Source organism: [Clostridium] saccharolyticum WM1 (assembly GCF_000144625.1).
Taxonomy (GTDB): Bacteria; Bacillota; Clostridia; order Lachnospirales; family Lachnospiraceae; genus Lacrimispora; species Lacrimispora saccharolytica.
Window position 1 is genome coordinate 3,716,030 of sequence record NC_014376.1, and the last position, 26,610, is coordinate 3,742,639.

At 43.2% G+C, this 26,610-nt stretch carries 30 protein-coding genes; all 30 read right to left on the reverse strand.

Annotation, left to right across the window (positions count from 1 at the left end):
• Nucleotides 1–10 precede the first annotated feature (10 nt).
• Complete coding sequence (gene flhA, locus CLOSA_RS17345) at nucleotides 11–2,080, reverse strand: flagellar biosynthesis protein FlhA (protein WP_013274040.1); 2,070 nt, start codon at nucleotides 2,078–2,080, stop codon at nucleotides 11–13.
• A gap of 41 nt (nucleotides 2,081–2,121) precedes the next feature.
• Entirely contained in the window at nucleotides 2,122–3,183 is a 1,062-nt protein-coding gene (gene flhB / locus CLOSA_RS17350) for a flagellar biosynthesis protein FlhB (RefSeq protein ID WP_013274041.1), read from the reverse strand.
• 104 nt (nucleotides 3,184–3,287) lie between these two features.
• A complete protein-coding gene (gene fliR / locus CLOSA_RS17355) occupies nucleotides 3,288–4,049 on the reverse strand; it encodes a flagellar biosynthetic protein FliR (protein WP_013274042.1) in 762 nt (253 codons plus the stop codon).
• Nucleotides 4,050–4,068: 19 nt separating this feature from the next.
• The gene (locus CLOSA_RS17360; RefSeq protein ID WP_013274043.1) at nucleotides 4,069–4,329 is read right to left on the reverse strand and encodes a flagellar biosynthetic protein FliQ; all 261 of its coding nucleotides are present in this window, start codon (nucleotides 4,327–4,329) and stop codon (nucleotides 4,069–4,071) included.
• A gap of 14 nt (nucleotides 4,330–4,343) precedes the next feature.
• Nucleotides 4,344–5,006 (reverse strand): flagellar type III secretion system pore protein FliP, encoded by a 663-nt coding sequence (gene fliP / locus CLOSA_RS17365; RefSeq protein ID WP_013274044.1) that lies wholly within the window; start codon nucleotides 5,004–5,006, stop codon nucleotides 4,344–4,346.
• An 11-nt stretch (nucleotides 5,007–5,017) separates the two neighbouring features.
• Nucleotides 5,018–5,374 (reverse strand): flagellar biosynthetic protein FliO, encoded by a 357-nt coding sequence (locus tag CLOSA_RS17370; protein ID WP_013274045.1) that lies wholly within the window; start codon nucleotides 5,372–5,374, stop codon nucleotides 5,018–5,020.
• 17 nt (nucleotides 5,375–5,391) lie between these two features.
• Nucleotides 5,392–6,762: a flagellar motor switch protein FliN gene (fliN, locus tag CLOSA_RS17375; protein WP_013274046.1), complete on the reverse strand. Its 1,371-nt coding sequence runs from the start codon at nucleotides 6,760–6,762 to the stop codon at nucleotides 5,392–5,394.
• A 50-nt stretch (nucleotides 6,763–6,812) separates the two neighbouring features.
• Nucleotides 6,813–7,259 carry a flagellar basal body rod protein FlgC gene (gene flgC / locus CLOSA_RS17380; protein ID WP_013274047.1) on the reverse strand — a complete coding sequence of 149 codons (447 nt, stop codon included), beginning with the start codon at nucleotides 7,257–7,259 and terminating at the stop codon, nucleotides 6,813–6,815.
• A 24-nt stretch (nucleotides 7,260–7,283) separates the two neighbouring features.
• Nucleotides 7,284–7,643: a response regulator gene (locus CLOSA_RS17385; protein WP_013274048.1), complete on the reverse strand. Its 360-nt coding sequence runs from the start codon at nucleotides 7,641–7,643 to the stop codon at nucleotides 7,284–7,286.
• 49 nt (nucleotides 7,644–7,692) lie between these two features.
• Nucleotides 7,693–8,712 (reverse strand): flagellar motor switch protein FliM, encoded by a 1,020-nt coding sequence (gene fliM, locus CLOSA_RS17390; RefSeq protein ID WP_013274049.1) that lies wholly within the window; start codon nucleotides 8,710–8,712, stop codon nucleotides 7,693–7,695.
• Nucleotides 8,713–8,734: 22 nt separating this feature from the next.
• Nucleotides 8,735–9,523, reverse strand: a complete 789-nt coding sequence (locus tag CLOSA_RS17395) for an OmpA/MotB family protein (protein ID WP_013274050.1) — start codon at nucleotides 9,521–9,523, stop codon at nucleotides 8,735–8,737.
• A 49-nt stretch (nucleotides 9,524–9,572) separates the two neighbouring features.
• Complete coding sequence (locus tag CLOSA_RS17400) at nucleotides 9,573–10,388, reverse strand: motility protein A (RefSeq protein ID WP_013274051.1); 816 nt, start codon at nucleotides 10,386–10,388, stop codon at nucleotides 9,573–9,575.
• Nucleotides 10,389–10,421: 33 nt separating this feature from the next.
• Entirely contained in the window at nucleotides 10,422–10,625 is a 204-nt protein-coding gene (locus CLOSA_RS17405) for a flagellar FlbD family protein (RefSeq protein ID WP_013274052.1), read from the reverse strand.
• 65 nt (nucleotides 10,626–10,690) lie between these two features.
• A complete protein-coding gene (locus tag CLOSA_RS22740) occupies nucleotides 10,691–12,292 on the reverse strand; it encodes a flagellar hook-basal body complex protein (RefSeq protein WP_013274053.1) in 1,602 nt (533 codons plus the stop codon).
• A gap of 85 nt (nucleotides 12,293–12,377) precedes the next feature.
• On the reverse strand, nucleotides 12,378–12,752 hold the full coding sequence (locus CLOSA_RS17420; protein WP_013274054.1) for a TIGR02530 family flagellar biosynthesis protein: 375 nt from the start codon (nucleotides 12,750–12,752) through the stop codon (nucleotides 12,378–12,380).
• 32 nt (nucleotides 12,753–12,784) lie between these two features.
• On the reverse strand, nucleotides 12,785–13,363 hold the full coding sequence (locus tag CLOSA_RS21900; RefSeq protein WP_013274055.1) for a flagellar hook assembly protein FlgD: 579 nt from the start codon (nucleotides 13,361–13,363) through the stop codon (nucleotides 12,785–12,787).
• A gap of 15 nt (nucleotides 13,364–13,378) precedes the next feature.
• On the reverse strand, nucleotides 13,379–14,653 hold the full coding sequence (locus CLOSA_RS21905; RefSeq protein WP_013274056.1) for a flagellar hook-length control protein FliK: 1,275 nt from the start codon (nucleotides 14,651–14,653) through the stop codon (nucleotides 13,379–13,381).
• 77 nt (nucleotides 14,654–14,730) lie between these two features.
• Complete coding sequence (fliJ, locus tag CLOSA_RS17435) at nucleotides 14,731–15,180, reverse strand: flagellar export protein FliJ (RefSeq protein WP_013274057.1); 450 nt, start codon at nucleotides 15,178–15,180, stop codon at nucleotides 14,731–14,733.
• A 21-nt stretch (nucleotides 15,181–15,201) separates the two neighbouring features.
• The gene (gene fliI, locus CLOSA_RS17440; protein ID WP_013274058.1) at nucleotides 15,202–16,503 is read right to left on the reverse strand and encodes a flagellar protein export ATPase FliI; all 1,302 of its coding nucleotides are present in this window, start codon (nucleotides 16,501–16,503) and stop codon (nucleotides 15,202–15,204) included.
• A 14-nt stretch (nucleotides 16,504–16,517) separates the two neighbouring features.
• Complete coding sequence (locus CLOSA_RS17445; RefSeq protein WP_049791682.1) at nucleotides 16,518–17,285, reverse strand: FliH/SctL family protein; 768 nt, start codon at nucleotides 17,283–17,285, stop codon at nucleotides 16,518–16,520.
• The gene (gene fliG / locus CLOSA_RS17450) at nucleotides 17,278–18,282 is read right to left on the reverse strand and encodes a flagellar motor switch protein FliG (protein ID WP_013274060.1); all 1,005 of its coding nucleotides are present in this window, start codon (nucleotides 18,280–18,282) and stop codon (nucleotides 17,278–17,280) included. Before fliG ends, CLOSA_RS17445 begins: the two co-directional genes overlap by 8 nt.
• Nucleotides 18,272–19,876 carry a flagellar basal-body MS-ring/collar protein FliF gene (gene fliF / locus CLOSA_RS17455; protein WP_013274061.1) on the reverse strand — a complete coding sequence of 535 codons (1,605 nt, stop codon included), beginning with the start codon at nucleotides 19,874–19,876 and terminating at the stop codon, nucleotides 18,272–18,274. The genes fliG and fliF overlap by 11 nt, the downstream gene beginning before the upstream one ends.
• Nucleotides 19,877–19,902: 26 nt before the next feature.
• Nucleotides 19,903–20,214 carry a flagellar hook-basal body complex protein FliE gene (locus CLOSA_RS17460; RefSeq protein ID WP_013274062.1) on the reverse strand — a complete coding sequence of 104 codons (312 nt, stop codon included), beginning with the start codon at nucleotides 20,212–20,214 and terminating at the stop codon, nucleotides 19,903–19,905.
• Between the two features lie 17 nt (nucleotides 20,215–20,231).
• On the reverse strand, nucleotides 20,232–20,612 hold the full coding sequence (gene flgB / locus CLOSA_RS17465) for a flagellar basal body rod protein FlgB (protein WP_013274063.1): 381 nt from the start codon (nucleotides 20,610–20,612) through the stop codon (nucleotides 20,232–20,234).
• 894 nt (nucleotides 20,613–21,506) lie between these two features.
• A complete protein-coding gene (locus tag CLOSA_RS17470) occupies nucleotides 21,507–22,355 on the reverse strand; it encodes a TylF/MycF/NovP-related O-methyltransferase (RefSeq protein ID WP_013274064.1) in 849 nt (282 codons plus the stop codon).
• 42 nt (nucleotides 22,356–22,397) lie between these two features.
• Nucleotides 22,398–23,498: an FkbM family methyltransferase gene (locus tag CLOSA_RS17475; protein ID WP_013274065.1), complete on the reverse strand. Its 1,101-nt coding sequence runs from the start codon at nucleotides 23,496–23,498 to the stop codon at nucleotides 22,398–22,400.
• Nucleotides 23,488–24,381, reverse strand: a complete 894-nt coding sequence (locus tag CLOSA_RS17480) for an NAD-dependent epimerase/dehydratase family protein (RefSeq protein WP_013274066.1) — start codon at nucleotides 24,379–24,381, stop codon at nucleotides 23,488–23,490. Before CLOSA_RS17480 ends, CLOSA_RS17475 begins: the two co-directional genes overlap by 11 nt.
• Complete coding sequence (locus tag CLOSA_RS17485) at nucleotides 24,378–24,959, reverse strand: SIS domain-containing protein (RefSeq protein ID WP_013274067.1); 582 nt, start codon at nucleotides 24,957–24,959, stop codon at nucleotides 24,378–24,380. The genes CLOSA_RS17480 and CLOSA_RS17485 overlap by 4 nt, the downstream gene beginning before the upstream one ends.
• Before the next feature lie 76 nt (nucleotides 24,960–25,035).
• Entirely contained in the window at nucleotides 25,036–26,025 is a 990-nt protein-coding gene (locus CLOSA_RS17490) for a GHMP family kinase ATP-binding protein (RefSeq protein WP_013274068.1), read from the reverse strand.
• Between the two features lie 21 nt (nucleotides 26,026–26,046).
• Nucleotides 26,047–26,610: a dTDP-4-dehydrorhamnose 3,5-epimerase gene (rfbC, locus tag CLOSA_RS17495; protein WP_013274069.1), complete on the reverse strand. Its 564-nt coding sequence runs from the start codon at nucleotides 26,608–26,610 to the stop codon at nucleotides 26,047–26,049.

Here is a 26,610-nt window from a genome sequence, read left to right on the forward strand (position 1 = left end):
CAATATCCTGTCAAATGGTGATATTTCCAACTGCCTGAATCTGAATATTATTTGCAATCTCGTTAAATGAAAGGACATATACATTGGGATAGAACTGTTCAATCAAACGGTAAAAATACAGTCTGACAACCTGGCTGGTAAGAATCACCGGCTTTTGGTCTAAGTCACTGAATTTCTTGATCTGCTCACCCAGCTGACCGATCACAGACTGCATCACATCCGGGCTGAGAGCCAGATAAACTCCCTGCTCTCCCTTTGCCATGCTTCCGATAATATTTTTTTCCAGCTCTGCATCCAGCGTAAGTACCTTCATTTGCCCTCCGTCACAGAACATTCTGGTTATGGTTCTCTTTAAGGCAATTCTGATATTTTCAGTAATTACATCCATATCTCTGGTGGTTGGAATTGAGTCTACAATGGTTCCCAGTATGGTCTCCATATCCTTAACCGGTACACCTTCCTTTAAAAGATTGTTGAGAATCTTCTGAAAGCTGCTGTATGTAAACTGATTTGGAAACAGTTCATCAACCAGTTCTGCAGAATGTTTCCTGACATTTTCCAATAGCTGCATAACCTCCTGACGCCCTAACAATTCATAGGCGTGCTGCCTGATGGTTTCAGACAAGTGGGTCAGCATAACGGAAAGAGGGTCAATGACCGTATAACCGTAAATTTCCGCCATTTCCTTGTTCTCAGGGCGGATCCATTTGCTTGGGATTCCATATGCCGGTTCCACCGTTTCGATCCCGTCAACTTCCCCGGAAAGTGCGGGAGGCTCCAATGCCAGGTAATAATCCACCAGGATCTCGCCTCTGGCCACTTCTTCCCCTCTGATCTTAATAATATACTGATTGGTATTTAAGCTTGAGCTGTCCCTCAGTCTGACGGAAGGAATGACAAATCCCATATCCTGGGCATACTGCCTTCTGAAAATAACGATGCGGTTAATCATCTTGCCGCCGCTGTTTTCATCAATTAATGGGATCAGGCTGTAGCCGAATTCCATTTCAATAGGTTCAACGTTAATGAGAGAATATACATTGTTTACATCCCGGTAATAAGACTCTTCATCTGCCGCAGGCTGAGTACTCTCTTCCATCATGGCCGTAGCCGCAATCTCCTGGTTTCTCACTGCCGCCAGTTTTACCTTCTGCTCCAAACGGAATCCTGCAGCCACAAGTGCGACCGCCATAATTGCCAGCTGGAGCTTTGGCATTCCCGGTACCAGCATGAGGATAATCATGACAAAGCCCGTGATCATAATTGCCTTCGGCTGAGCCAGGAACTGGGCAGATACGTCTTCATTTAAGCTGCCTTCCGAAACAGCTCTGGTAACGATCATACCTGTGGCAGTGGAGATCAAAAGAGCCGGAACCTGGGAAACAAGTCCGTCACCTACGGTTGCTATGGAGTAAACGGCTAACACCTGATTAAAAGCCATATTGGACTGTACCATACCGATGATGGTTCCGCCAATAAAGTTAATGGCAGTAACAATGATGGAAATAATGGCATCTCCCTTTACAAACTTGGTCGCACCATCCATGGCTCCATAGAAATCTGCCTCTTTCTGAATCTTGTACCGTCTTATTTTTGCTTCCTGTTCATTGATCAGGCCAGAGCTTAGATCCGCATCAATGGCCATCTGCTTACCTGGCATGGCATCCAGGGTAAACCTGGCTGCAACCTCAGATACACGCTCCGTTCCTTTTGTAATAACAAGGAAGTTTACCAATACGATGATCAGGAATATAATAAATCCAACAACTACATTTCCCTGTAATACGAAATCACCAAAGGCTCTGATCACCTGGCCTGATGATCCCTGATTGGATAAGATGTTACGTGTGGTAGAAACGTTCAATCCTAATCGCAAAAGGGTGGTAACCAGGAGCAGTGCCGGAAAGATGGAAAATTCCAATGGCTCCTTTATGTTCATGGTTATCAATAAGATTATCATGGAAAGGGAAATATTTATGATAATCATTACATCCAATAAAAATGGAGGCAATGGGATAATCAACAGAAGTACAATCGTAATAACAAAAACTACTACGGAATTTTTCAGTAAATTCTTCATTCTTTTACACCATTTCTTTCAAGTATCTCTGCCGCTTTTATCTACTCAATAATCTTGTTATTCATACGGTAAACGTATACAAGAATTTCGGCTACCATGCCGTAATATTCCGGTGGAATCTCCGCCCCCACCTGGGTACCGGCATAAATCCCTCTGGCTAAGGGTTTATTCTCCAGCACATACACCCCGTTTTCCTCGCCTACCGCAACAATTCTAAGGGCAAGCTCATCCTGGCCTTTTGCCACCAGTACAGGCGCGTTGTCCTTTTCAATATTGTACCGCAGCGCCACCGCATAATGGGTAGGATTACGCACGATCACATCTGCAGTAGGTACCGCCTGCATCATCCTGGAACGTGCACGTTCTCTCTGTATGTTACGGATCCTTCCTTTAATTTCAGGGTTTCCTTCGGTCTGCTTGTATTCTTCCTTTAATTCCTGTTTTGACATCCGGATCTGGCGTTCAAAATCCCACCACTGGTAAAAAAAGTCGAATCCTGCGATTGCCAGAAATACAATGGAAACCTTTATGATCATTTCAAGAATGGCATTCAAAACATAAACTGCCGAATCCTGAAGTTCCATATCAATGGTCCTTGCAACCGCTCTTAAATCCCCTTTGATGATCTGGTAAAGGATCAGGATCAAAATAATGATTTTTATGAGGCTCTTTATCAGCTCCACAAGACTTTTGACCGACAGGATATTCTTGATTCCCTGCAGCGGGTTCAGCCGGTCGAATTTAGGGGCCAAATTGCTTTTTGTAAAAAGAAACCTTGTTTGTACTCCCGTGGCAATCACTGCCAGCAAAACAGCAGCCAGAAGTATCGGAAAGCAAGCCTTTAACACGGCAATCACCGTATCCATATAGGCCTTAGTCGTATAATCGGACAGCGTCTCTGCCGCCGGGGCAAGGCTTATATACTTTATCATATAATTCCGTAAGGTTTTGTACATGAAGGGAAACAGCAGCTTCAGCATCATGAATATACCAAGAAGAGATGCAACCATTACCACATCCTTACTGACGGCGACATGGCCTTTCTTTCGTTCATCCCTTCGCTTTTTGGGTGTGGCTTTCTCGGTTTTTGAATCACCTGCCATTGCCGTTCATCACATCCTTTCCTCTTTTCCGGACATGCTTTCCGGACAGGGCCGGCCCCGCTTGCCGGGCGTTAAGGGATACCCGCAGGGTGCTCGCGAAACGCTTACAATAATCGCATGACACTCTGCACCGTAAGAAGCATTTGGTTTATTACATCGCCCAAATAATCTGACATAGGAGAAAACAGGAAAATCAGCATGAGCAGACCGATCACCAGCTTGGCTTGTATATTTACAACGAATACATTGATCTGAGGGATCATTTTCATCAGGATTCCCACGGCTATCTCCGTGATAAATTCGATTGCTACAATCGGAAGCGAAAATTTAATGGCCATGATGATGCATTGAATAAACACTTCTATCATCGCCCACGCAACCTTTGTTCCAATAACCACCTGCCCGTAGGGAACGGTCTCCGCTGATTTTATAAGCAGCTTGATCAGAGCCAGATGCCCATCCACCGCAAAGAAAAGTAACATGAAATAGGCATTCCAGAGACTTCCCGTAATCGCGATCTGAGTGTTGCTCTGAGGGTCATAAATCGTAGCCATGGACAATCCCATCTGGAAATCTATGATGTGGCCTGCAAAGGTGATGACCATGAGAAACAAATCCATGACAAAGCCAATGGTATAACCCATTATAAACTCTTTTATCATCAGCACTGCAAATTCTATGGAATTAACCGGCTCCGGCACCTGGGCTGCTGAAAAGGAATAGACCAGGAGGGTGAACACCATAATCATTCCGCCCTTTACAACATTGGGGGTATTCCTTCTGCCCAGAATCGGATTCAACAGAATAAAGCCAGACATCCTCATGAAAATCAGGGAAAAAAGCATCATTTGTCCAATATCCGGCATTTAACTCTCCCTTTCCCTCTTATCCCAGCATGGTATTAAAAATATGTATGGTAAAATCCCGAAGCGACTCCATCATATTGCTCCCCATAATCAAAAGGACCAGTCCTATGACAATCAGCTTAGGTACAAAGGTAATGGTTTGCTCGTGGATCTGCGTTGCAGCCTGCAGGATAGAAATAACAACGCCCACCACCATACTCACCACCAATACCGGACCGGCCAGCTTCACGGCCAGCCCAAACATCTCATACATCAAACTGCTAAGCGCAACTTCCGTCATATTCTATCCTCCCGTCAGTAGTGAAAACTTTTAACCAGATTTGTAAACAAAAGCTCCCAGCCATTCACCGTGACAAATAAAAGCAGCTTAAACGGAAGGGAAATCATAGCCGGAGGAAGCATAACCATACCCATGGACATAAGTGTACTTGATACCACAATATCCACCAGCATAAAAGGCAGAAAAATCATAAAACCGGCCGTAAATGCTCTTTTCAACTCAGAAGTCATGAATGACGGAATCACCACTGTCATTGGCAGGTCTTCTATATTTTCCGGCATATCCGTATTTGACATGTCAGTAAAAAGGGTCAGGGTTGTTTTCTCTGTCTGCTTCAGCATAAACCGCTTCATAGGAACCTGTGCCCGTTTCAATGCCTCTCCCTGGCTGATTTCCTCTTTTATATAGGGCTGGTAGGCGTTGGTATTCACATCTTTAATGACCGGGTCCATGATAAACAGGGTCAAGAACAACGCAATTCCTACAAGTACCATATTGGGAGGCGTCTGCTGGATTCCCATGGCATTTCTGGTAAAAGACAAGATAATGACAATCCTGGTAAAGGATGTCATCATCACTAGTATGGAAGGCAGCAATGAAATGATAGTCAGAATGAGAAAAAGCTCCAGGGTAGGCACCCTTCCGCCGTTTATATTAACCAAGGCATCTGTATTCATTCCATTCCTCCTTACACATCTTTCCTGTGTTTGTCTGTATATTTCTTTATAACATTTTTAAAGTTTTCGTAACTCTCTGCTCCAAAAGCAGACGGAGCAGCTGTTTCTTTTGGAACTTCTTCTTCGGAAAGCTCCGCAAGAAGAGTTATTTGAGAGGAAGCAATACCAATCAGATAATAACGGCTTCCCGTACGGATAATCGCTACTGCTTTATCTTGTCCCAGGGGAAGCCTGTCCAGCATCTGCATACAGCTTCCGCTTCGCTTCATTCCCATTCTGTTTCCAAGACTTTTCGTAAATAAATGACTTAAGTATAGAATCAAAACGGTAAAAATCAGCACCGATGCCAGACTTATTATATTGTCCAAATACAGCCACTTCCTCTCTACTCCGCGTTCCTCTTGGTAATTTCCGTGATACGGATGCCAAAATTATCATCAACTACGACCACATCGCCCTTGGCAATGCACCGGCCGTTTACATATAAATCCACCTGTTCGCCAGCCAGCTTATCCAGGATGACCAAAGAGCCCTTGGTAAATTCAAGAATTTCCTTTACCAGCTTTCTGGTTCTGCCGATTTCTACAGAGACTTCCAGGGGCACGCCCATGATCAGTTCTCTGTTTTCCTCCTGCTCCTCGTAGTTGGCCTCCCCTTCCCGCAGGCTGTTCTGAGGAATCGGCTTTACATTTATGGTCTTTGGCTCCTGAACTTCCTTTTTAGGAGCGTTTTGCTGCCCGCCCTGAAGCTGCAGGATCATCTGCTGCATCTGCTGCATCATTTGCTGCTGCATCTGCATTTGCTGCATCATCTGCTCCATTGCCATCCGGTCTGTTTCAGACGTCTGTCCCGCCGTGGGGACCGCCGGAGCCAGCGGCTGCTCTGCTTTAGGAAGCTCTGTTTTTTGAGGTTCTTTTTTGGGAAGCTCCGGAGCCATACTGCCTGCCAAAAGTTTTTCGATCTCCTCCTGAGACAGGATTCCCCCCGTAGAATGAACTGGTTCCGGCGTCTTTTGCGGCTCTGGGACCGGCTCTGTCTGGGCGCTGCCCGCTAAAAGCTTTTCGATCTCTTCCTGAGAGAGAATTCCGCCTCCTGACATGGAAGGTGCCGGCTCTGGAGCCGGAGCAGGTATGGGAGCAGGTTCCGGTTCCTGCACCTCGTTCTCCTGAGGAAAAAATCCTCCAACCAATTCCTTTGCAAGACTTGGAGGCATTACATTAATGAATTCACTTTCCAGTTGGTCCGCAATCTTTAATGTGAATCCCACAACTACCATAAGATTCTCATCATGATAGTATTTATCTTTAAAATCATTGATATTCCCAACCTCAAAGGATGTAGGGGTTGAAATATTAACGGTCTTGCTTAAAAATTCAGACAAAGCCGTTGCAGACGAACCCATCATTTGATTCATGACCTCACAAATCGCACTGATGTTCAGTTCATTTAACTCGAATTCTTCCTCCGGTGTTTCCATCCCCATCAGCATATCTACAATTACTTTTACATCATGCCTTTTTAAGAGCATGAGATTACTTCCGCTGAGTCCTGATATATAGGTAATCTCCACCCCTATTGCCGGTTCCAGGTTTGAAATTTCAAATTCATCCTTTGTCAACACCCTGACCACTGGTGTGGTAATATCAACTCTGGCATTGAGCATGGTAGATACTGCAGTGGCGGAGGCACCCAGGCTTATATTCAGTATTTCACCTATGGCATCAATCTCAAATGCGCTAAAATTCATCGAATCCATACAACTCTTCTCCCTCTATACTCATTTAGCCCTCTATGCCATATCACGCCTTATTTCCCGATTTCCAATGCCTTGGAAGCCATAAACTTTATCGCATTAAATGCAGTTATGTTGGCTTCATAAGACCTGGTTGCAGACATACTGTCCACAGTCTCCTTAATCAGATCCACATTGGGCATCTGCACATAGCCATTTTCATCTGCATCCGGATGTTCCGGGCTGTAGACGGACTTGAAGGGACTGGCATCTTCCACGATCTGTGAAACCCTGATGCCCCCGGTACTTTGCTGCCGGCCTAAACCAGCGGCATTCATCAGGGTCCTCCGGAAATTATTTTCACTTCTGGCTTCAAGAACTACCATCTTTCTCCGGTAAGGGCCACCGGCTTCTGTCCTTGTAGTATCAATATTCGCAATGTTCTCCGATGCAATATCCAGCCGAAGACGCTGTGCTGTCATTGCTGACGCACTAATGTTCATAGAACTTAAAAACGACATACGCACTCTCCTTTAACGCAGGGCCTAGCCGATAATACCAGAGACCGTTTTCAGTATTCTGTCTGGTTTGAAAGGTTTCACAATAAAGTCCTTTGCCCCGGATTTGATTGCTTCGATTACCATACTCTCCTGACCCATAGCAGAACACATAACAACTGCTGCATTGGGCGCTTTTGCCTTAATAGCCTTTAAAGCTTCCAGTCCATCCATGTTGGGCATGGTGATATCCATGATTACAAGATCCGGATTGATTTCAGAAAACATCTGAACTGCCTGTGCTCCGTCGGCAGCCTCGTAAAGATCGGTATATCCGTTCTTTGTCAAGGTATCCTTAATCATCATTCTCATAAACGCCGCATCATCTACCAATAATATTTTCGCCATTTCTTTGCATCTCCTTTTATCATCCTTAATTCTTTATGTAATCCCTGACTCAGCTTTCACCGGTCTGGTAATTTCCTGTTTCAACATGATCTTCGATCCGTACCGCCACATTTCGCTTATGGACGCCTAACTGACCCCTGAACCATGGCTGGCCCTCTACATACAACTGTACGTCAGAATCCTTGGGTGTGCCCAGGTTAATCACATCTCCCACATGAAGGTTATATACGTCATCGAGAGTAATCATCGATTCTCCTACCTGAGCGCGAACCAGCAGGTCGGAAGCCTTAATGCTGTTCATGATCTCCTGCTTATTGTCCTGACTGTTGGCTTCGTCTCCCATTGCACTGTGCTTCCGTTTATCCATGATATCAAAGATGTTCATGAGTAAATTTCCCGGAATACAAACATTGAGTCTTCCAGAGCACTCTTTCATATCCACATCAAGGACAACGATCACAATCGTTTCATCAACGCCGATTTCCTGAAACATGCTTGGGTTTTCTTCCAGCCTGGACAATTCAAAATTCAGGTTAATATAGCTGGACCATGAATCCTTTAATGCACCGATGATATATTGGATCACCCTGCGATACAAGGCCATCTCAATTTCCGTATAGGTATAGGATGTGTCAACAGCCGTATCATCTCCCACGCCTCCCAGCATGCGGTCAATAAGACTCAGCATCAGTGTCATGCTGGCATTGATCAAAAGAGGCGGATTCTTGGAGCTGTCCGGCAGCGTTACATTGACCAAGGTCAGTACATCATTATCACTTAAGGCATTACCGAATTCATAATACCTCTGCTCCTCCACAGTAACGACTGACAGTTCACTGGATGTACGGAATAAACTATTGATCTGGGAGCCTGCTATTCTGGAATAATTATCAAAGATACTTTTCAGAATCTTTAGTTTATCTTTTGTGAATTTCTTCGGACTGTAAAAGTCATACTTCCTGTATTTTGTTTCGCTTTCTTTCTTTTCAATCTCTTCGATGGGCTCGCTGTTTCCCTGCAGGGAATTGAGCAGCGCATCAATCTGACTTTGAGATAATATTTCAGCCATCTGTTTCACTCCCGCTTATTATTTAATTGCCGGTATTTTCCTGATTGTTATGGTAAACCTGGTTGTAGTACTCCTCCAGGGATTTCTCTACTGTATCATTTTTGGTGATCAGGATCTCCACACGGCGGTTCTGGGCCCGTCCTTCTTCCGTATCAAACTGGGCAATCGGACGGAACTGACCAAAACTCATTCCCACCAGCTTTTCCGGTGAAACTGCATTCTGGCTTTGGAGATAGATAATAACTTCCGCGGAACGCTGGGCAGACAGCATTCTGTCATTACGAATATTATTCGGCCTTTGCGGGTCCCCCTGGGATGTATGCCCCAATACCTGAACTTCTTTTATTGATTTATTTGCCTGCGACATGGCAGCGGCAAACTGAGTCAGAACATCTTTTCCTTCCTGGCGGAGAACCGAACTGTCTCCGTCAAAAAATACTTTATCACGAAATGATATAAATGTGAAGCCGTCCCCACGGGTAATTTCTACACTGTCCTGCATATTCCGGTCCTCAACGATTTGCTTTAAGACCAGATACAGTTCATCGAAATCAGTAGCTCCTCCGCCGTCATCGGGAATGCCGCCGGTCAGCTTTCCCTCACCTTCCGTCACCTTGGCATCCAATACAACCTGATCCGATTCTTCTAAGGCGCTGGGATTAAAACTCTGCACCAACAGCTTCCATTTGCTCTGGTCAACGGAGGACATAGAATACAGAAGGACAAAGAAGCACAGCAACAATGTAACCATGTCTCCATATGTATCCATCCAGCTTCCAAGCTCTTCCGGCTTCTTATCTTTCTTTATCATACAACCACCTGTTTCCCTGTTTTAAGTAACTGCCCGAAATCCAAAGGGCTTATGACGCTGCTGCGTCTTCTCTTCCGGTATTGCCGGATTTCTTTTTCATGATCTTATTCTGCTGCCCCTGGGAGAGATAGGATAAAAGCTTCTCTTCCAAATACTTCGGATTGTCGCCTGCCTGAATGGACAGGACTCCTTCGATAATGATCTGCTTGTACAAAAGTTCTTCATCATTCCGGATACGAAGCTTTTTAGCCATTGGTCCAAACAAAAGGTGAGCCAGAACACAGCCATAAAAAGTAGTGATCAAAGCAACCGACATGTCAGCGCCCAGGCTGTTTGCACTCCCGCTATCCATATTCATACTCTTCAGCATGTTTACCAGTCCTACCAGGGTTCCGATCATACCAAAGGCAGGTGCTACTGATGTGCCTTTTTCATACATGCTCACATCCTGGTCATGACGTTCAGACATGGCTGCTACTTCACTTTCCAGCATTTCCCGGATCTTTTCTGCATCCATTGCATCCACGATCAGCATAATGCTTTGCTTGAGAAAGGGATCCTTGATACCATTCGCCTGTTCCTCCAGAACCAGGAGTCCTTTCTTTCTGGCCGTCTTAGCCATCTCCACCAAGGTGTCAATGACTTTTTCCGCATTGTACTTTTTAGGACTGAGCATGATCCCGATATGTTTCGGAACCTGTGCGAGAACCTTGAATGGGTAACTGGCGATCAAAGCTGCGATTGTTCCTCCGACAACGATAATTACACTGGGTATGTCGATGAAATTTCCCATCTTCTGAAGCCCTATTCCGTAAATAATCAAAACAATTCCCAATACCCATCCAACAATCAATGATATATCCATGAATAACCTCCCATAGCCCAGGCACTGCCTGGATTAAACTTTCATTCTCTGCGCGCATGCATATATTCGGGCATTATATTCGATCACTCGGTTTATGATCTCATCTATACTTTCTTTTACCACATAGTGCTTTCCGCTGACCAATATTATATTTGATTCCGGAATGGATTCAACCCTTTCAATCTGTCCGCAGTTAATAACAAATTCCTCGTCATTCAGCCTTGTTAAACGAATCATAGCTTTCTCTCCTTAAGTCCGGGGAGGCGGCTGACGCCTCCCCGTATTACTGTAAAAGCATATTATTACCGTTTCATATTAACCAGTTCATCCAGCATCTGATCCGTTACCGTAATGATTTTAGAGTTCGCCTGGAACCCTCTCTGGGTGGTAATCATTTCGGTCATTTCTGTCGCAAGATCAACCTTTGCCTGCTCTAAATAATTGCCAAGGATACGCCCGTCTGTGCCGCCGCCCTCATAAACGCTTACATTCCCAGTATTGGCGCCAAGGGTGTAATAGTAGCCGCTGTCCTTTTCAAGACCGCCTGTATTCTGTACACCAGCCAGGGCGATTTTACCAACTACAATGGTAACTCCTTCTTCAGAGGTACCAACCACCGTACCATCCGTTTGGATCTTATAATTGGTGAGGGTTGCCAGGGTATCATCTGCACCAGCGTTGCCTACTGCTATGGAAGTGGCAGAATTCTGGGCGGTTGTCAAAGTTTTCTCTGCATTTTCTACCGCTGTTTTAGCCGCAGCTAACTTTGCCGTTGCAGCATCAACTACCTGTTTTGCAGAATCCCGCAGACCTTCCGGGGATTTATCCTCAATTTTTGACAGTTCTGTCTGAATTTTATCCAATGCAGCCTTAGCTGTGGTATAAGCCGTCTTTTTTGTCTCATAATTAGGGTCTGTGGAGGCATCGGACATGATATAAGCGGAATACGCCGTTGTGTAAGCCGTCACAGCATCATTTAATTCCGTTACTTTCGCCGCAGCCAGGGCAGTCACCTTCCTAACATTAGCCTGGGCTACAATAAATTCACTGTTTGCCTTGTCATAATCTGTCTTTTTGGCTAGATAATCAGTCTTTGCAGCCGCGTTATCCTTATCCTCCAGCCATAACCGGTATGCATCATCCATGGCAGTCTTTTTTGCATCCATATCTGCCTTAGCTGTATCTACACCAGCAGCTGTATATTTGGTCTTATAATTATCATTGGCTGCAATATAAGCATCTCTTGCATTCCCCAGCTCTGCGTCCATGGCATTAAATAATGCTCTTGCCTCTTCCAGCTTCTTTTTAGCGTCTGCTATTTTATCCGTAGCATTCTTATCACTTACTTTTGACATATCAGACTTCGTTGGGATTTTCAGAGGAGTCAGGGCGGTGGTATCGAAGCTGGTGCTATCGGTCAAGTCTCCGGTTCTTGTAAAGCCGTATACATAATTACCTGAATCATCCGTCAGATATCCGTTGCCATCCACCTGAAACTTACCAACCCTGGAAAGATACAGACCGCTTGATTTGAGGGCATCTTCTTCACCAAGAGGAAGTGAGCCTCCATTGATCATAGGACCAACGATAAAAAATCCGGTTCCATCAATCATACAATCCAGACCATTGGCAGATGGAGCCATACCACCTTTGCCAAAGTCATAAGAAATGGAACCTGTGGTAACTCCATATCCCACCTGGCCTGCATTGGTTCCGCCGTAGCCTCCGGTCTTGGTGCTTCCGCCCGAACTGGAAGATGTGGTCTGGTACATGGTATCCTTAAAAGACATACTTGCAGCCTTATATCCCCATGTATTAACGTTTGCTATATTGTTACCGATAATATCCATTTTTGACTGGTGAGTCCTGAGACCTGCCACACCAGCGAACATTGATTTGACCATACAATATGTTTTCCTTTCTTTTGTGTAATTGCCATCCTTCCCCAGTCAATCGGACATGCGGGATAAGCCTCCATAAATGGTCCAGCTATAGTAAGATGGCGCTGTCAATATTAGTAAAAATATTCTCCTTCATTTCGCTTCCAGACATGGTGGTTACAACCGTGTTATTGGGAACATTCACGATAAACGCTCCCTTTTCGCTGATAATAACCACATCCTTTGCGCCTTTTGACCGGGCCTTTTCCACAGCAGACTGCAAATCATTTAAAAATGGCTCTGACATCTCAATTCCGCGCTGACTGACACGCTCTGTCGCATGGCGTGAAAATTGAAGCTGGTGATTACTTTCAATACGATTCTTCAGTACATCGCCGAAACAGTTGCCGCACTGGGATACTGCCGCCGCACTCCGCAGTTTCAGCTGTCTGACATCTTCATATTGGTTGACTTTGTTTATCATAGTTCCTCACCTCCATATCCCTCAGCACCATACTACGGATTCTTATCCGTGCCATTATTAGGATCGACGTTTGTATCCGTCTTGGTATCCGTCTTGGTTTCCGTTTTTGTATCGGTATTTGTACCTGTTTCCGTGCCCTTATCCTTATCCTTATCAACATCCTCAGCAGGAGCATGTCCCTTTTCATACACAGACATGATATTGGCAATGGAATAACCTGTTTTATCATCATCATTAATGTAAATGGTCGGAATTCCGCTGAAAATATCCACTCTGGTTACTGTTCCGTTGATCTTTTTTATCTGTCCGGTTTTATCTGCTGCGGCAATCATTACTTCTTTTCCCATCATGGAAGTTCCATAGTTTATCGTATTGATCTGGGAAAAATCTTCCATGGCAGTGGAGAAATTATTCATTGCCTGCATCATGGCGATCTGGGTCATCTGAGTCATCATTTCCGAGTTGTCCATGGGACTTGACATGTCCTGGTTCTGAAGCTGCGCCGCCAGAAGCTTGAAAAAACCGTCTGTAGTCAACCCACCGCTGCTTGAGTTGTCTGTGAGCGAGTTTATAAGAGAACTATAGTTGTTCACTGAACCTACATTTGACATTTATTCTCTCCTTATCTATCGTGTTTCACTGTCTTCTGTATTACTTGTTTCAAAAATACCAAGTCTCAGTTTCTGGATGAAATCCTCATGGCTTTCTTCCTTCCTGTTTTCGTGCTGAGGCTGGTTCTGTCCCTGTCCGCCCCCCTGTTCCTTCTGATTGTTCAGGTAGTCCGCTCCCTGCTTGTCCACCAGAATCTGAACCGGACGTTCCAGGTTGTTTTCCAGAATCGACCCTAACTCTCCGGCTGACTGGGATAACAGCTTTAGTGTTCTGCTTTCTGAGCACAGAACAGATACGCTGACCTGACTATCCTCATAAGATACCTTGATTCGGATCTTTCCCAGATTATGAGGCTCCAACTGTACATCCAGCTCTCCTCTGCCTTCATGAATCTGTTTTATAATCTGTTGGGACAGCTTTGCCTCCAAACCATCCAGGTTCTCAGCTTTGACCGTTGTATAGGCGGCTTCCTCTGTTTTGGGCTGAATATGCAGCAGCCGATTGGGTTCATAGGAGTTTTCCCGTAAAATCCCCGGATCTGCTTCCAGCTTTTTATCGTCTTTTTCCGCAGACACCGTATTTACCTTTACTTTCTCTCTCTGTACAGGCGGAATTGCCTCTTCCTCTTTTCTCACTGGTACCGCTTCAGGCAACCCCTTCCTCTGCATATCCGATACTTTTTTTCCGCCTTCCTGGTCAGAAACCGGCATATCAGTCTTTCCTAAGATTTCCTGGTCTGCAGCTTCTTTATGGCCAGAGGATTCTTTAAGGTCTGTTGTTCCCGGCATTCCAATCTTATCTGGCAAATCTGCACCAGGCATCTTTTCCTTTGCTTCCGGTAAAACAGCGATTGTAACAGCTTCCGCAGATACAGCCTCCTGTCCGGATATTTCTGTCAGATTCTGAAATCTGAGCTGGTTTACCGTCTGGAACGGATCCAGGACCAGTTCCTTTTCACCCTTTTCCTCTGCCACTCCCTGGACGTTGCCGGTCGCAGGACCTTCCCCCAGCTTCTGGGCCAGTCCCTGCCCCATCAGCCGGAGCATGTCTGCCGGATTCTGTGTCTCCACTGCTCCTGCGGCAACCAGAGCTGCCGCCTCAGCCGCTGCACCTTCTGACAGGTTTCCAGACTCCTTAGCCTCTTCATTTCCGTCTTCTTTCTTCTGATTCCTGTCTTTGAGCAATGTCTTAAAGCCGGAACATCCATCAACTGGTTTTTCTTCCTTTTTCCGGGCGGCAGGCATCTGTCTGACCAATAAATCTACGCTGCTGTTTTTAAGTTCTGCCATTTTTTCCCTCCTTTCTTTTATGCCATCTGGCATCTGATTTATATGGGAAACTGGCGAAGCTTGTTGCTCCGTCAGGATCACCTGCTGTTACGGACCGACATGGTATTGGAAACGAATTCCTCAATGAACAGTTCTTCGCTGCGCTGCACCTCTTTGTTATACAGCATCAGCTTTTTCTCTTTTAATTTTTCTATTGAGACCTTCTCTTTCCTGGCCTCTACCACCTGGGCCCGTTTCTGTTCCTCTTTCTTTTTAAGGGTCAGCAGAACGCCCTGTTCCGTGAGTATCTTCTTCTCCATATGGGTGATATAGGTTTCATATTCCCGCATGGCATTGATGGAGATCCCTGTCTGTGCCTCTTCCTTAAATCTCGCACAGGCAGTATTCCTCTGGTCAGCCATCCGATTGATTTTATTCTCCTGCTGGGTTACCCTGGCCAGGATTTGAGCGTGTTCACTTTTTAAATTATCCAGCGCCTGGTCCTTATAGTTTAAAACCGTATCAAGAGGGAAGTTAAACTTTTTCATCTTCAACCTACTTTCCAGAGCTTATTCTAAGATTGCTTTCATCTTAACCAGTATATCTTCATAGCTGTCGTTTTCCTGGATTCCCTGGCACAGGAACTGGTTTACCTTGTCGATTCTGGCAATGGCCTGATCCAGCTTGGGGTTCGTACCGCTTTTGTATGCGCCGATGGAAATCAAATCCTCATTTTTTTCATAAATGCTTAAAATGTCCCTGATTTCCGATGCCAGCCTTCGATGCTCCTCAGACACGATGTTCGTCATCAGACGGGATATGCTGGCACTTACATCAATGGCTGGGAAATGATTGGCATTTGCCAGTTTTCTGCTTAAAACGATGTGCCCATCCACAATACCTCTTACGGTATCTGCAATGGGTTCATTGGTATCATCGCCCTCCACGAGAACCGTATAAATTCCGGTAATGGAACCTTCACCAAAATTACCGCTTCGTTCCAGAAGCTTGGGAAACTCCGCATAAATGGAGGGAGTATAGCCCCTTGCCACCGGCGGCTCGCCTATCGCAAGTCCTATTTCTCTCTGTGCCATGGCAAAACGAGTCAGAGAGTCCATCATCAAAAGCACATCCTTGCCCTGGTTCTTAAAATATTCTGCTATGGTGGTTGCTACCAGGGGGCACTTCATGCGAAGCATGGCCGGCTGGTCCGATGTAGCCACCACCAGGACAGAACGTTCCATCCCTTCCGGTCCTAAATCCTTTTCTATAAATTCCCTGACCTCTCGTCCTCGCTCGCCTACAAGCGCTACCACATTAATGTCAGCCTTGACATTTCTTGCAATCATTCCCAGCAAGGTACTCTTCCCCACACCGCTTCCCGCAAAGATTCCGATACGCTGTCCTTTTCCGATGGTATTCATACCATCGATGGCCTTGACTCCAAACTCCAGCCTGTCCGTAATGGGGGGACGGGTCAATGGGTTAATATAGGGATTTTCCACATAATAATACCGGGAAGAATCAAAGGGACCCTTTCCATCCATGGGTTCTCCCTTTGCATCGATGATCCGGCCTCTTAAAAAATCTCCTACCGGAATCTTCAATCGGCGTTTCGTATTGCGTACAAAGCTGCCGGCAGCAATCCCATTCATATTTTCATAGGCCATAAGCTGTATTTTATCATCTTTAAAGCCCACTACTTCCACCGGAATCTGCTCTTTCCTGTCTTCGTTATAAATATAGGCAATGTCCCCGATACTGGCCTTTCCGCCGGAGGCTTCCATCGACATCCCCACAATATTTTCAATCTTTCCAATATGATCAATGGTCTCAGTTTTCATGATGAGATCTGACAGTTCTTTAAACATGGGGACACCTCCTGCTACAGTCTTGCGTTATTGAGAATCCCCTTTATATTTTCTATCTGGGTATTCACGCTGACATCAATGATCTCTTCCGGCAGCTCAATGATACAGGTACCATCCTCTGCATGATCCATGGCAATGATCTTGATATTCCCCGATATGTGAGACAGTTCATTTAACAGACCCACATCACCTTGTATCATCATCCCTGCATCCGTTTGGGAAACATAGATTTTCACCCATTGAGTCTTTTTCAATTTTCCGGCGGCGGCGATCATCCGCTTGATGATCTCTCCGCTGGATTTTAAACTGGTTTGAATGATCTTTTCTGCTATGGTCAAAGTGATTTTCTTCAAATCATCTATGTATCGTTCCAGAATTCTGTCTTTCTCTTCCGTAACCCGTTCAATGGTGGTTTTCATGGTTGTCTGGAATTCTTCTATCCGAAGATCCAGTTCTGCCTTATGATCTTTATAAGCTTTTTCGGACCCTTCGGAAAAACCTTCCTCATATCCTTCCTGATATCCCGCTTCCTTTGCCTCAGCACGGATTCTTTCTGCCTCTTCCCTGGCTTTTTCCGTAATCTCACTGGCCATCTTTACCGCATTTTCATATATCTCGTCTGCCCGAAGATATTCTTCTTCCGCTTCCTTCTGAAAGGATTCTTCCATGGGATTGATCAGCTCTTCCGGTTCCGCCTTTACCATAATATCTTCAAACGCCAGATGAAATCCATACTCCATAACCCGGTCCGAAAGCTGAGTGCCTTTAATAATATTAGACAATGATATCATCCTTTCCGCCCTTGCTGATAATCAGCTCGCCTTCTTCCTCCAGACGCCTGATAATGCCAACAATTCTCTGCTGAGCCTCTTCAACATCTCTTAAGCGGACATTAACTGTAACTTCCATATCGGACTGAATGCTTTCCTTCATACGGGTTGACATATTGTTGAATATCACATCTTCAATCTGCTTATTCGCATTCTTAAGCGCATATACCATATCCTTCATATCGCACTCGCGGATAAAACGCTGAATCGAACGGTCGTCCATCGTAATGATGTCCTCGAATACGAACATCTTCTTGCGGATGGTATCTGCCAGCTCTGCATCCTTTCTGCCCAGCTCGTCGAAGATAAGCTTTTCGTTTCCTCTGTCCATATGGTTCATAACGTTTGCAATATAGTCGATACCGCCCACTGTGGTGTAATCGGTGGTAAGAATGCCGGAGAATTTCTTTTTTATCTCATTTTCCACAATCCGGATGGCCTCTGGCGAGGCGCTCTCCATCCTGGCTATGGATTCTACTACCTGTAGACGTTTTTCAGGCGGAAGCTCTGCAATGAGCTGCGCAGTCATCTCTTCATTTGTATAGGAAAGAACCAGAGCAATCGTCTGAGCCCTCTCATGCTGCAGCACAGAAAACAAGTTCTTTGAATCGCTCTTTCTGATGAAACCAAAAGATCTGGATTTTAAGGACTGAGTCACCTTTTGAAGCAGGCTGTTTGCAGTGCTTTCTCCAAACGCCTTTTCCAAAACTGTTCTTGCATATTCCAGGCCGCCGTCAGTAACCACCTTCTGTGTCAGACAGGTTTTATAAAAATCATCCAACACCGCTTCCGTAGCGTCTGCTTCCACATGTCCCAGCTTAGCCACTTCGACGGTTAATTTTTCAATATCTTCCTCACTCAGGTACTTATATATTTTGGAAGCCTTATCCACACCGAGTGAAACAATAACTATTGCCGCTTTTTGCTCAGGCGTTAAGTTAGTTGTCATTATTGTTTCCTCCGTTCAACCATGTTTTTAACAACTGGGCCGATATCTCGGGATTCTGTTCCGCGAATTCGCGAACGCTTTCACGCAGTTCCGCACCTCTGTCCTCTTCAGGAACCAGAATTTCTCTTTCTTCATCCGGTTCTTTGGTGAATTCCGGAATAATAGGTACATCCTCCTGGCTGTCCTCCAGATCTTCCATATTCTCCATAAGAGCTTTTTTCTTACGCCTATGTCTCACTACCAGGATAATGATTAACAGGAGAAGGAATACTCCGGCCAAAGCAGCGATTAAAATCCATTGATTGACAAGTATGCCATTAGCTCCAGTTTCCACAGGTTCATCCGGCTGCTTGGGAACATCGATGGTATAGAAGGGTGCTGCAACGGCAGTGATTTTCTCCGCCCGGTCTGCCTGGGCAATTCCTGCCGCATTACCTGCCAGATTCCGGATATCATCGATTGTCATGGTCCCAAAACCGTTTCCATTTACGACTACGGAGACCGTTAAATTTTCCAGACTGCCCGGATTTATCTGTCCCTGTTCCTTGATCTGGTTTAAAAGATACTTTCTGTTTAAGCTGCTGGAACCGTACGCACTATTATCTCCGGCGGCTCCTCCTGCGTTATACTGAGGGATATCCGCATTCGCTTCTGACCCGGCCACACCGGAAGCAGTCTGCCCATTCCCTGAATATTCCCGGTATATGGACTCTTCGGAGGTAAGGCCTGTCTTGTCATTTTCATCGATCTTTTCAGGCACATTATATACCGTGCTCTCCCGGATCAGTTTATCCATATTTACAGTGCCCTTTACGGATACCCGTACGTTTCCGTTTCCATACACGGGTCCGAGGACATTCATAACTTTTGCTGCAATCTGGTCTTCAATAAGCTTTGAAATCTCTTCCGCAGTCTTCCCGGAATTTATATCCTCTTCTCCGGAATCGGTGGAGACTTCTTTTCCATTGCCGTCAAAAACGGAAACATTGCTGATAACCATTCCCGGTATGCTTCTTGATATAAGAAGCTGGATGGATTTTGCCTGTTCCTCCGTGGGAGACCCTCCATCCTTCATAACGACAACAGCCTGGGCACTCGCTTCCTGAGCATCATCCTCAGATAACGCATATTTGGAAGTCTCTCCCAGGGCTATGGTAACATATGCTTCCTTTACCCCATCGAACAACTGGATCGTAGACCCGATTCTGGTTTCCAAATCATAAAGCTTAAAAGTCTGACGGTCTGAGTCCGTTGTCATAAGGTTTACATTGTTTTTGAATACATCATATGTAAAGCCACTTTTGGGATATCCTTCAGATACCAGCCTAGCCTTGGTTACATCCATCTGGGCTGCCGGCACCAGAATATCACCATTTAGATATTGATAATCAACCTTTTCTTCCTGCAGCTTACCTATTATTTGTTTCGCTTCTTCATTGCCAACGCTGGTAAACATGACCTCATACGGCTTTTCCCGCATGGACAGTGCCATAATTACCGCGCCGGCCACAACAGCCACGCCTACAACAGCAGCAATAATAATCTTTTTTGCTTTGTCACTAAATTTACTTAAAAATCCTTTAATATTTTCCATCGTGCCTGTCCGCCCCGTTATCTATCTTATATATTAATTCTTATCATCTCATTGTAAGCTTCCAGCGCCTTATTCCTAAGGGCTGTCAGAAGCTCTGCCGATAACTGGGCTTTTGCCGCTGCTGCTGGTACCGTGTGTGCATCATCGATCTGTCCTGTGGATAATAAATACTCCTGCATAGTCAGATTCTCATCTGTACTCTTTACGTTCTGAATCGCCTCTTTAAATATATCCTGAAACATGGAACTTCCGGTCTGTCCGGACGTTACCTTCTTTTCACTTCCTATATCCGCTATGGAATTTATGGGAACCATTGGCGTTATAAACATCTGCTGCATCTTATGTACCTCCCTTTTTAGCCTTTTATCATTGTACGAAGCCTGGTTATCTCACTGTTTAAAGCACTCAGCTCATATTGGTATTGAAGGGTGGTTCTCGCCAGCTCCACACTTTCCACATCCGTATTGACATTATTACCATCCATTCTGGCTGACTCATCTTGCGTATTCCGGACAAAGTGTCTGGAACTATTTATGATATTGCCGATATCCCTGGAAGTTCCCTGTCTTCCTGACATGAGACGCTTGCGAAACTCATCTTCAAAGGTTACATATTGGGCTTTATATCCAGGAGTATCTCCATTGGCAATATTATTCATGGTTATCTTCTGCTTTGACCAAAGATAATCCAAAGTTTTTTCCGCCATGGAAATGTTATTTCCAAATATTGAATTCATACTCTGTCCCTCACTTTTATCACTTCCTGAATCATGCATGGGAAGCTTATTTTTGCCGTTCATCCATTGAATTTCAGTTAAATATTGACAGCTTTTCCCAAATTCGTTTTTTTTTTGTAATTTTTTCTACTTTATTTTACATTTTATTACAAAAATTGTCAAGAAAGTTCTGTCATTATAAAGAAGAATATTTGACTATTTTTCGCTCAGCAGCCACTGATACCTGATAAAACTGCCTTTTGCCGGAAAAAAGGTGTAAAAAATTACCAGTTGGATCTTTAACCGGTAGAGTTTTCATGTCTTTCTGAAGCCTTTTTCTTCGTCTTCTATGTCTTAATCCGGGAATAATCAATGACGCTTATTGTTTTCGGTTATATTTCCTCCTATTGTTAAACTTTGTAACTTATATTGAAACGAAACGCTAAAAATATCGAAATTTGTTGATTGGTGTCGTTTTCCATTATACAAGTAAGTATGGGGTTTGTAAAGAAAATAGAAGAGGGAGAAGAAGAAATCATTGAAAGGGGTTGCGAGGATTTTTTATAACTGAATTTTTCAAATGATGTTCAAGGGGGAGGGTGATACATGATGTATGGAGATATGTAAAAAACGTACAATAATAATGTATGCCGGAAAAACCAAACATTTATTATAATATACTCAGTTTATCACTGTCCTATATCTGAAATCTATTGACTTGAATAATGGTTGTTTTGACAAATAAAAGTGCATTTGCCTTTGTCTCCACTGGTAAAAATAAAAGCCGGCTGAAATATATATCAATCTCAGCCGGAATTAGTTAAAAAAAATTAAAAAATTCTGTCAGATTTCGGATCAAAGAAACCGAAACAGCAGTTAAAAATACATAATTTATTATGAGGTAATAATTACTTTTCAAATATCCACTGCGACAGCAATACTAAGAGAATCTCCAATTGGTGTCATTGTTAATTGTTTCCCTATGTATTCTTCAAAATCATAAACTGCTGTTTTTACATTCGGATAGTCTTGTGCAAAAAAGTCATGTATTAATATAATGCTTCCCGGGACCATTTTATCCCAGAAATATTTTAATCCTTCTAGTGTCGGTTGATACAGATCAAGATCCAAGTTCACAAAACAAAATTTATCTTCAATACCTTTTCCAGTTTCAGGAAAATAGCCTTTTCGTATAATGCAGTTTTCTGAATGACTCATTTTACTCATAACAAGTGCTTCGGAGGTAGCGCTGTAATGCCCGCTTACAGCTACTGATTTTTCTTTCTGATTGTCTATCTCCACGTCAGTTGGTGGAAAACCTTCAAAAGTATCAAAAAGATATAACATTCTATCAGGAAAATTTCGGTTAATGACTGCAGCAAAATCTCCCCTGAAAACACCTGCTTCTGCAATATTGCCTTGGATATTCCGATCGTAAATAAGACCTGCATAATCCTTAAGCCAGTTATCTCTTGCCTGTACATGGGGAACGGAGAGAGTCTCTATTTTATATTTATCATCACCTAATATCTCTTCAACCTGACACTTTACTTCATTTGCCGATGCATTAGCAATAACCACCTTATCAAAATAAAGGTCCTTAATTGCTTCCGGTCCCATTATAGGAATACCTTCTAATGATGTACCATGCTTGTTTGTATCATTGTCAATGAAACAAACAACCTCATTTTCTACAGAGGATTTTAGGAATACATCACAATACCTTTTTCCAAGAACACCTGCCCCGAATATCAAAATCTTCATAAAAAACTTTCCTCCAAAATCTGTGATATTAGTTTCACTTATTTATTCGGGTAAAATCCCATAGCAAACTGTTTCGATTGAGATATCAGTATAATGCCTGAAATAAAGTACATAGTTAGGATTTAACTTCCAAAGCAAAAGTGGAACCTCCACCATATCCTGATCAGAATGGTACGTGCAGATTGCAAGTTTAGGATTATACTTTTGAATAATATGTTTCGCTCCTCGTAATGCAGCACATTCCGCTCCTTCAACATCCAACTTAATATATGTTACCGGAACATCTTTTAATACATTATCAATAGAATCTACTTTTACACTAATTGTTCCGTTGTCATCAACATACGATGATGGTCCTAAGGCACTAGAAAAGTTTAATGTAGCAGCACCATCACTAAGCCCCAATTGATAGCAGTGAACAAATGGTAAGTATTTTGTAGATTCTCTGAGTAATGAATAATTCTTCGGGTCCGGCTCAAAAGAATGAATTGCTTTGCATACACCTCCTTGGCATTTCACAAGTAAGTTCTCTACTGTATCGCCGCAAAAGGCACCTCCATCTACGAATACTTCTTCTTGGCTTATATGGAGCGGAATATCCTCCGAATCTGGAAAATATGTACTCTCAATAGGCTGTACGATATCTGAAAGTAAACTTGAATTCCTATACATTCGATAATTAATGACTGCTTCAAATGTCTTTTTTGACAGATCATCTGCCAGATGATCATATATATACCGTATATTTTCTTCCTGTGACTTATAATATTCAGCAGTATCACTTCTCTCATTATAAATATCCAGGCAGTAAATCTTTTGGGGAGGAATTGTTAAGCTCTTTAATTGCACTGATATCTCTTCAAAGTGACTAGCAGCTAAAATAAGTACATTGTAATTAGTATATATTTTTGTAACGTCATTTGGGGAAATAACTTTATATCCAAAGAAAGTCTCTCCCTGCTTATTTGTATCATTATCACATAAATATTCAGGTTTTACGTCCAATTTATCAAAGAATGGCTCTAGTACTTGTATCTTATTCCAGCCAAATAAAACTGTTGGATTCTTTGATGTATTAATCTCAGAAATAATCTGACTTCTATATTCTTTTTGTTTTAAAGCATTTTCGTAATTAATCTTCATAGGATCCTCCCTTTTGTAGCCACTCTTTTAATGAAATATTAGGCTCCCAGCCTAATAAATCTCGGCTATTCGCAATATCCGCATAAAAATCAACAGAAGTTTGTGGATTATCATATGGCGTATCCTGCGGAATCAGATTTTTCTTATCCATTGCTTCTGCAATATATTTTAAAACGTCAGAAACAGATACTGTCATTCCATATCCAATATTCAGTATTTCTACTTCCGTTTTTACTTTAACCGCTTTTACAAATGCCCTAGCCACATCCCATACATGGACAAAATCATTCCGGTTACCAGCCCCTCTTAATTCAGGAACCCGTCCTTCTGAAAGTTCCTTTTTTATAAAAGGAATTAAAGAACCTTCTCTTTGACCTGGTCCATAGACGTAAAAAAGCCGCAGCCAGTTAAAACGGATACCGGCCTCTCTGCAAAACGCGTGGGCAATCATACGATAAGCATTTTTAGCGGCTTTAAAATGGTTGGAATCATCCAGTTCCCAATCTTCAGCCACCTTTCCATGAGGTGATCGATACTCCCAGCAGCTACCAGAAACAACCAACTGCCCTATTCCCAGATGACGGCATAATTCCAATACATTGATTCCATATGTCAAATTTCTTTGAGACATTTCAAAGGAATAGTCCGGAATCCCCTCCCAGGCTAAATGAATGCATGCTTCTATTTGACAGCCGGTAAGTGCCTGTTTAAGTAATTCCGGTTCAGATAAGTTTCCCTTAACAACCTTTTCATTATCGTATGTCTGAAAATCCTCTCCGGGATTCTTACACAAAGAAATAATTCCATATCCACTTTCATGGAGGCATTTTCTGACATGACTCCCAATAAAGCCGGAGGCTCCTGTAAGTAATACATTTTTCATTCTCTGTTTTCCCTCTCCATAATAAAATCAACGATCTGCTGGAGCAAAAGATTATGTATGGATTCCACTATCCCATAGTGATGAATAGGAGCATATATATTTATATCTCCCAGCTGCCTGCTTTGATTATCCATTGCAAAACCCGATAAGGTCAAAACTTTCATTTCCTTTTCCTTAGCGATGTGGATCGCATGAATAATGTTAGGAGAATTTCCTGAGCTGCTGATGGTAACTAACAAATCATTCTTATTACCCAGTAATTCAATGGGATTAGAAAATGTATGATCATAACCAAAATCATTTCCCATACAAGTAAGAAGAGGGGCATGAAGGAGATTCACGGTACACATCCTGCCATTTTTCAAAAAATCTGCCGTTGCATGTTCAGCAATGGCACAGCTTCCGCCATTCCCTATGAAAAATATTTGCTTCCTATTTTTCTTCGCATTTTGAAACAGGTCCAACAATTGAGAGAAGGCTGTTTCATATTCCACCGTTTCCATTTTCTCATTCTTCATTACAGTATACTCCGTGTTTTGCAACACTTCATAAAATTTCTCCAGGTATTCTTTGTACATCAGAAATCTCCTTTTGTTATATAACGGCTTATAATAAACAGATCCTCATATTTTTCATACGAACCTTATACTTTAATCAATCACTGACATAAATAATTTTACTGCCCTGGGGCTCAAAACAAATAGGTACTTCTTTATAATCCGACAGCGCTCTCCGAACTTCTTCCTTACGTATTTCTGGTACAAGCAGCATTAGAAAACCACCGCCACCTGCTCCCAAAATTTTACCTCCCAATGCTCCGGCCTCAATGGCTTTTTGATACATATCATCAATATCAGAATTACTGATTTTACTGGCTAATTGCTTTTTCATATTCCAGGATACATTGAGTAAGGCACCTATCTCTTCAAGATTGTTGGTATTCAGCATGCCCTGAACCCGGTCTGCCAATTCCACCATTTGATCCAAAATCTTTTCACGGGCAGGAATGTTTTCCTTCTGCTCTGCAAGTACCGTGGAAGATTGGCGGGTTACACCTGTATAGAAAAATAAAAGGCTGTCCTCTAATTTCTTTTTTGTCTCTTTTTGACAGATGATTGGCTCTACAAAAACCGAATCATCCCTGTTAAACTGATATCGGCTCAGACCACCATACGCTACGGCATACTGATCCTGTTTCCCTATGGGATTTTTTAAAATGTCTATTTCTATTTGACACGCTTCCCTGGCCAGTTGTTCGGCAGACACATGTTTACCGGCAAAAGCGTAAAGTGCATTCAGCACTCCCACAGCAAGTGAGCTTGAGGAAGCAAGTCCAACCCCTACTGATCCCAGGGGAATATCTGCCATATAAACAATTTCAATCCCTTTGCTGATTCCTACAATTTTTAGAGCTTCTCTTATAATATTATGCTCCAGCTTTTCCACATCATCTACAATCTCTGTTTTCCAGTAACTGACACGTATCATATCATCAAACTTCTTATTGACTGTGATGTATGTGTACATATTAATGGATGTACTTATTACTGCACCATATCCTAAACTGCTATTCTCATAATAACCTGCCAAATCTGTTCCGCCGCCAAATAGAGACGCCCGCATGGGTGTTCTCGAAATTATCATTAGTTATTACCTCCCCATATCTTAACAATTTACTCCATATATAAATGGACTTTCAAATTCTTCAAAGGAGGGCAGGCCGGCATCCTTATCCGTTATAATAGGATTTGTTACAGAAAAATTGATTCCAAGGCTGTTCCAGCGGACCCCTTCATCATGATCCGGCATATATTTAGAACCCAACTGATACAGCACCTTCGTATTGTCACGCTTAATCAAATGAGCATTTGCAATGCCTTCTGGTATGTAAAGAAGTTTTCTTTCCTCTTCATTCATAGAAATACAAATTACCTTCCCATAAGTGGGAGAGCCTTTTCTTAAATCTACAGAGTAATTATTCCATTCCCCGCAGAGACAATAATATAATTTACACTGGGTATAGGGAGGTCTTTGATAATGAAAACCACGGATAACATTTTTATGAAGGTTGGTCGTAATCATGGTTTCACCAAAATCACATTTTAGCCCTTTTTCCAGAAATGTTTCCTTGTGAAACGTCTTCATATTGCTCCCTCTATCATCCTGATAATAATGAGGTCTTACAATAAAAAGTCCAGAAATCTGAGTTTCTTCAAACGTAAATGCCAT

Bases quoted from the DNA above. Each gene is read 5' to 3' on its own strand.
- flhA (WP_013274040.1), bottom strand. From the start codon at position 2,080: ATGAAGAATTTACTGAAAAATTCCGTAGTAGTTTTTGTTATTACGATT.
- flhB (WP_013274041.1), bottom strand. From the start codon at position 3,183: ATGGCAGGTGATTCAAAAACCGAGAAAGCCACACCCAAAAAGCGAAGG.
- fliR (WP_013274042.1), bottom strand. From the start codon at position 4,049: ATGCCGGATATTGGACAAATGATGCTTTTTTCCCTGATTTTCATGAGG.
- CLOSA_RS17360 (WP_013274043.1), bottom strand. From the start codon at position 4,329: ATGACGGAAGTTGCGCTTAGCAGTTTGATGTATGAGATGTTTGGGCTG.
- fliP (WP_013274044.1), bottom strand. From the start codon at position 5,006: ATGAATACAGATGCCTTGGTTAATATAAACGGCGGAAGGGTGCCTACC.
- fliN (WP_013274046.1), bottom strand. From the start codon at position 6,762: ATGGATTCGATGAATTTTAGCGCATTTGAGATTGATGCCATAGGTGAA.
- flgC (WP_013274047.1), bottom strand. From the start codon at position 7,259: ATGTCGTTTTTAAGTTCTATGAACATTAGTGCGTCAGCAATGACAGCA.
- CLOSA_RS17385 (WP_013274048.1), bottom strand. From the start codon at position 7,643: ATGGCGAAAATATTATTGGTAGATGATGCGGCGTTTATGAGAATGATG.
- fliM (WP_013274049.1), bottom strand. From the start codon at position 8,712: ATGGCTGAAATATTATCTCAAAGTCAGATTGATGCGCTGCTCAATTCC.
- CLOSA_RS17395 (WP_013274050.1), bottom strand. From the start codon at position 9,523: ATGATAAAGAAAGATAAGAAGCCGGAAGAGCTTGGAAGCTGGATGGAT.
- CLOSA_RS17400 (WP_013274051.1), bottom strand. From the start codon at position 10,388: ATGGATATATCATTGATTGTTGGATGGGTATTGGGAATTGTTTTGATT.
- CLOSA_RS17405 (WP_013274052.1), bottom strand. From the start codon at position 10,625: ATGATTCGTTTAACAAGGCTGAATGACGAGGAATTTGTTATTAACTGC.
- CLOSA_RS22740 (WP_013274053.1), bottom strand. From the start codon at position 12,292: ATGGTCAAATCAATGTTCGCTGGTGTGGCAGGTCTCAGGACTCACCAG.
- CLOSA_RS17420 (WP_013274054.1), bottom strand. From the start codon at position 12,752: ATGATAAACAAAGTCAACCAATATGAAGATGTCAGACAGCTGAAACTG.
- CLOSA_RS21900 (WP_013274055.1), bottom strand. From the start codon at position 13,363: ATGTCAAATGTAGGTTCAGTGAACAACTATAGTTCTCTTATAAACTCG.
- CLOSA_RS21905 (WP_013274056.1), bottom strand. From the start codon at position 14,653: ATGGCAGAACTTAAAAACAGCAGCGTAGATTTATTGGTCAGACAGATG.
- fliJ (WP_013274057.1), bottom strand. From the start codon at position 15,180: ATGAAAAAGTTTAACTTCCCTCTTGATACGGTTTTAAACTATAAGGAC.
- fliI (WP_013274058.1), bottom strand. From the start codon at position 16,503: ATGTTTAAAGAACTGTCAGATCTCATCATGAAAACTGAGACCATTGAT.
- fliG (WP_013274060.1), bottom strand. From the start codon at position 18,282: ATGACAACTAACTTAACGCCTGAGCAAAAAGCGGCAATAGTTATTGTT.
- fliF (WP_013274061.1), bottom strand. From the start codon at position 19,876: ATGGAAAATATTAAAGGATTTTTAAGTAAATTTAGTGACAAAGCAAAA.
- CLOSA_RS17460 (WP_013274062.1), bottom strand. From the start codon at position 20,214: ATGCAGCAGATGTTTATAACGCCAATGGTTCCCATAAATTCCATAGCG.
- flgB (WP_013274063.1), bottom strand. From the start codon at position 20,612: ATGAATTCAATATTTGGAAATAACATTTCCATGGCGGAAAAAACTTTG.
- CLOSA_RS17470 (WP_013274064.1), bottom strand. From the start codon at position 22,355: ATGAAGATTTTGATATTCGGGGCAGGTGTTCTTGGAAAAAGGTATTGT.
- CLOSA_RS17475 (WP_013274065.1), bottom strand. From the start codon at position 23,498: ATGAAGATTAATTACGAAAATGCTTTAAAACAAAAAGAATATAGAAGT.
- CLOSA_RS17480 (WP_013274066.1), bottom strand. From the start codon at position 24,381: ATGAAAAATGTATTACTTACAGGAGCCTCCGGCTTTATTGGGAGTCAT.
- CLOSA_RS17485 (WP_013274067.1), bottom strand. From the start codon at position 24,959: ATGTACAAAGAATACCTGGAGAAATTTTATGAAGTGTTGCAAAACACG.
- CLOSA_RS17490 (WP_013274068.1), bottom strand. From the start codon at position 26,025: ATGATAATTTCGAGAACACCCATGCGGGCGTCTCTATTTGGCGGCGGA.
- rfbC (WP_013274069.1), bottom strand. From the start codon at position 26,610: ATGGCATTTACGTTTGAAGAAACTCAGATTTCTGGACTTTTTATTGTA.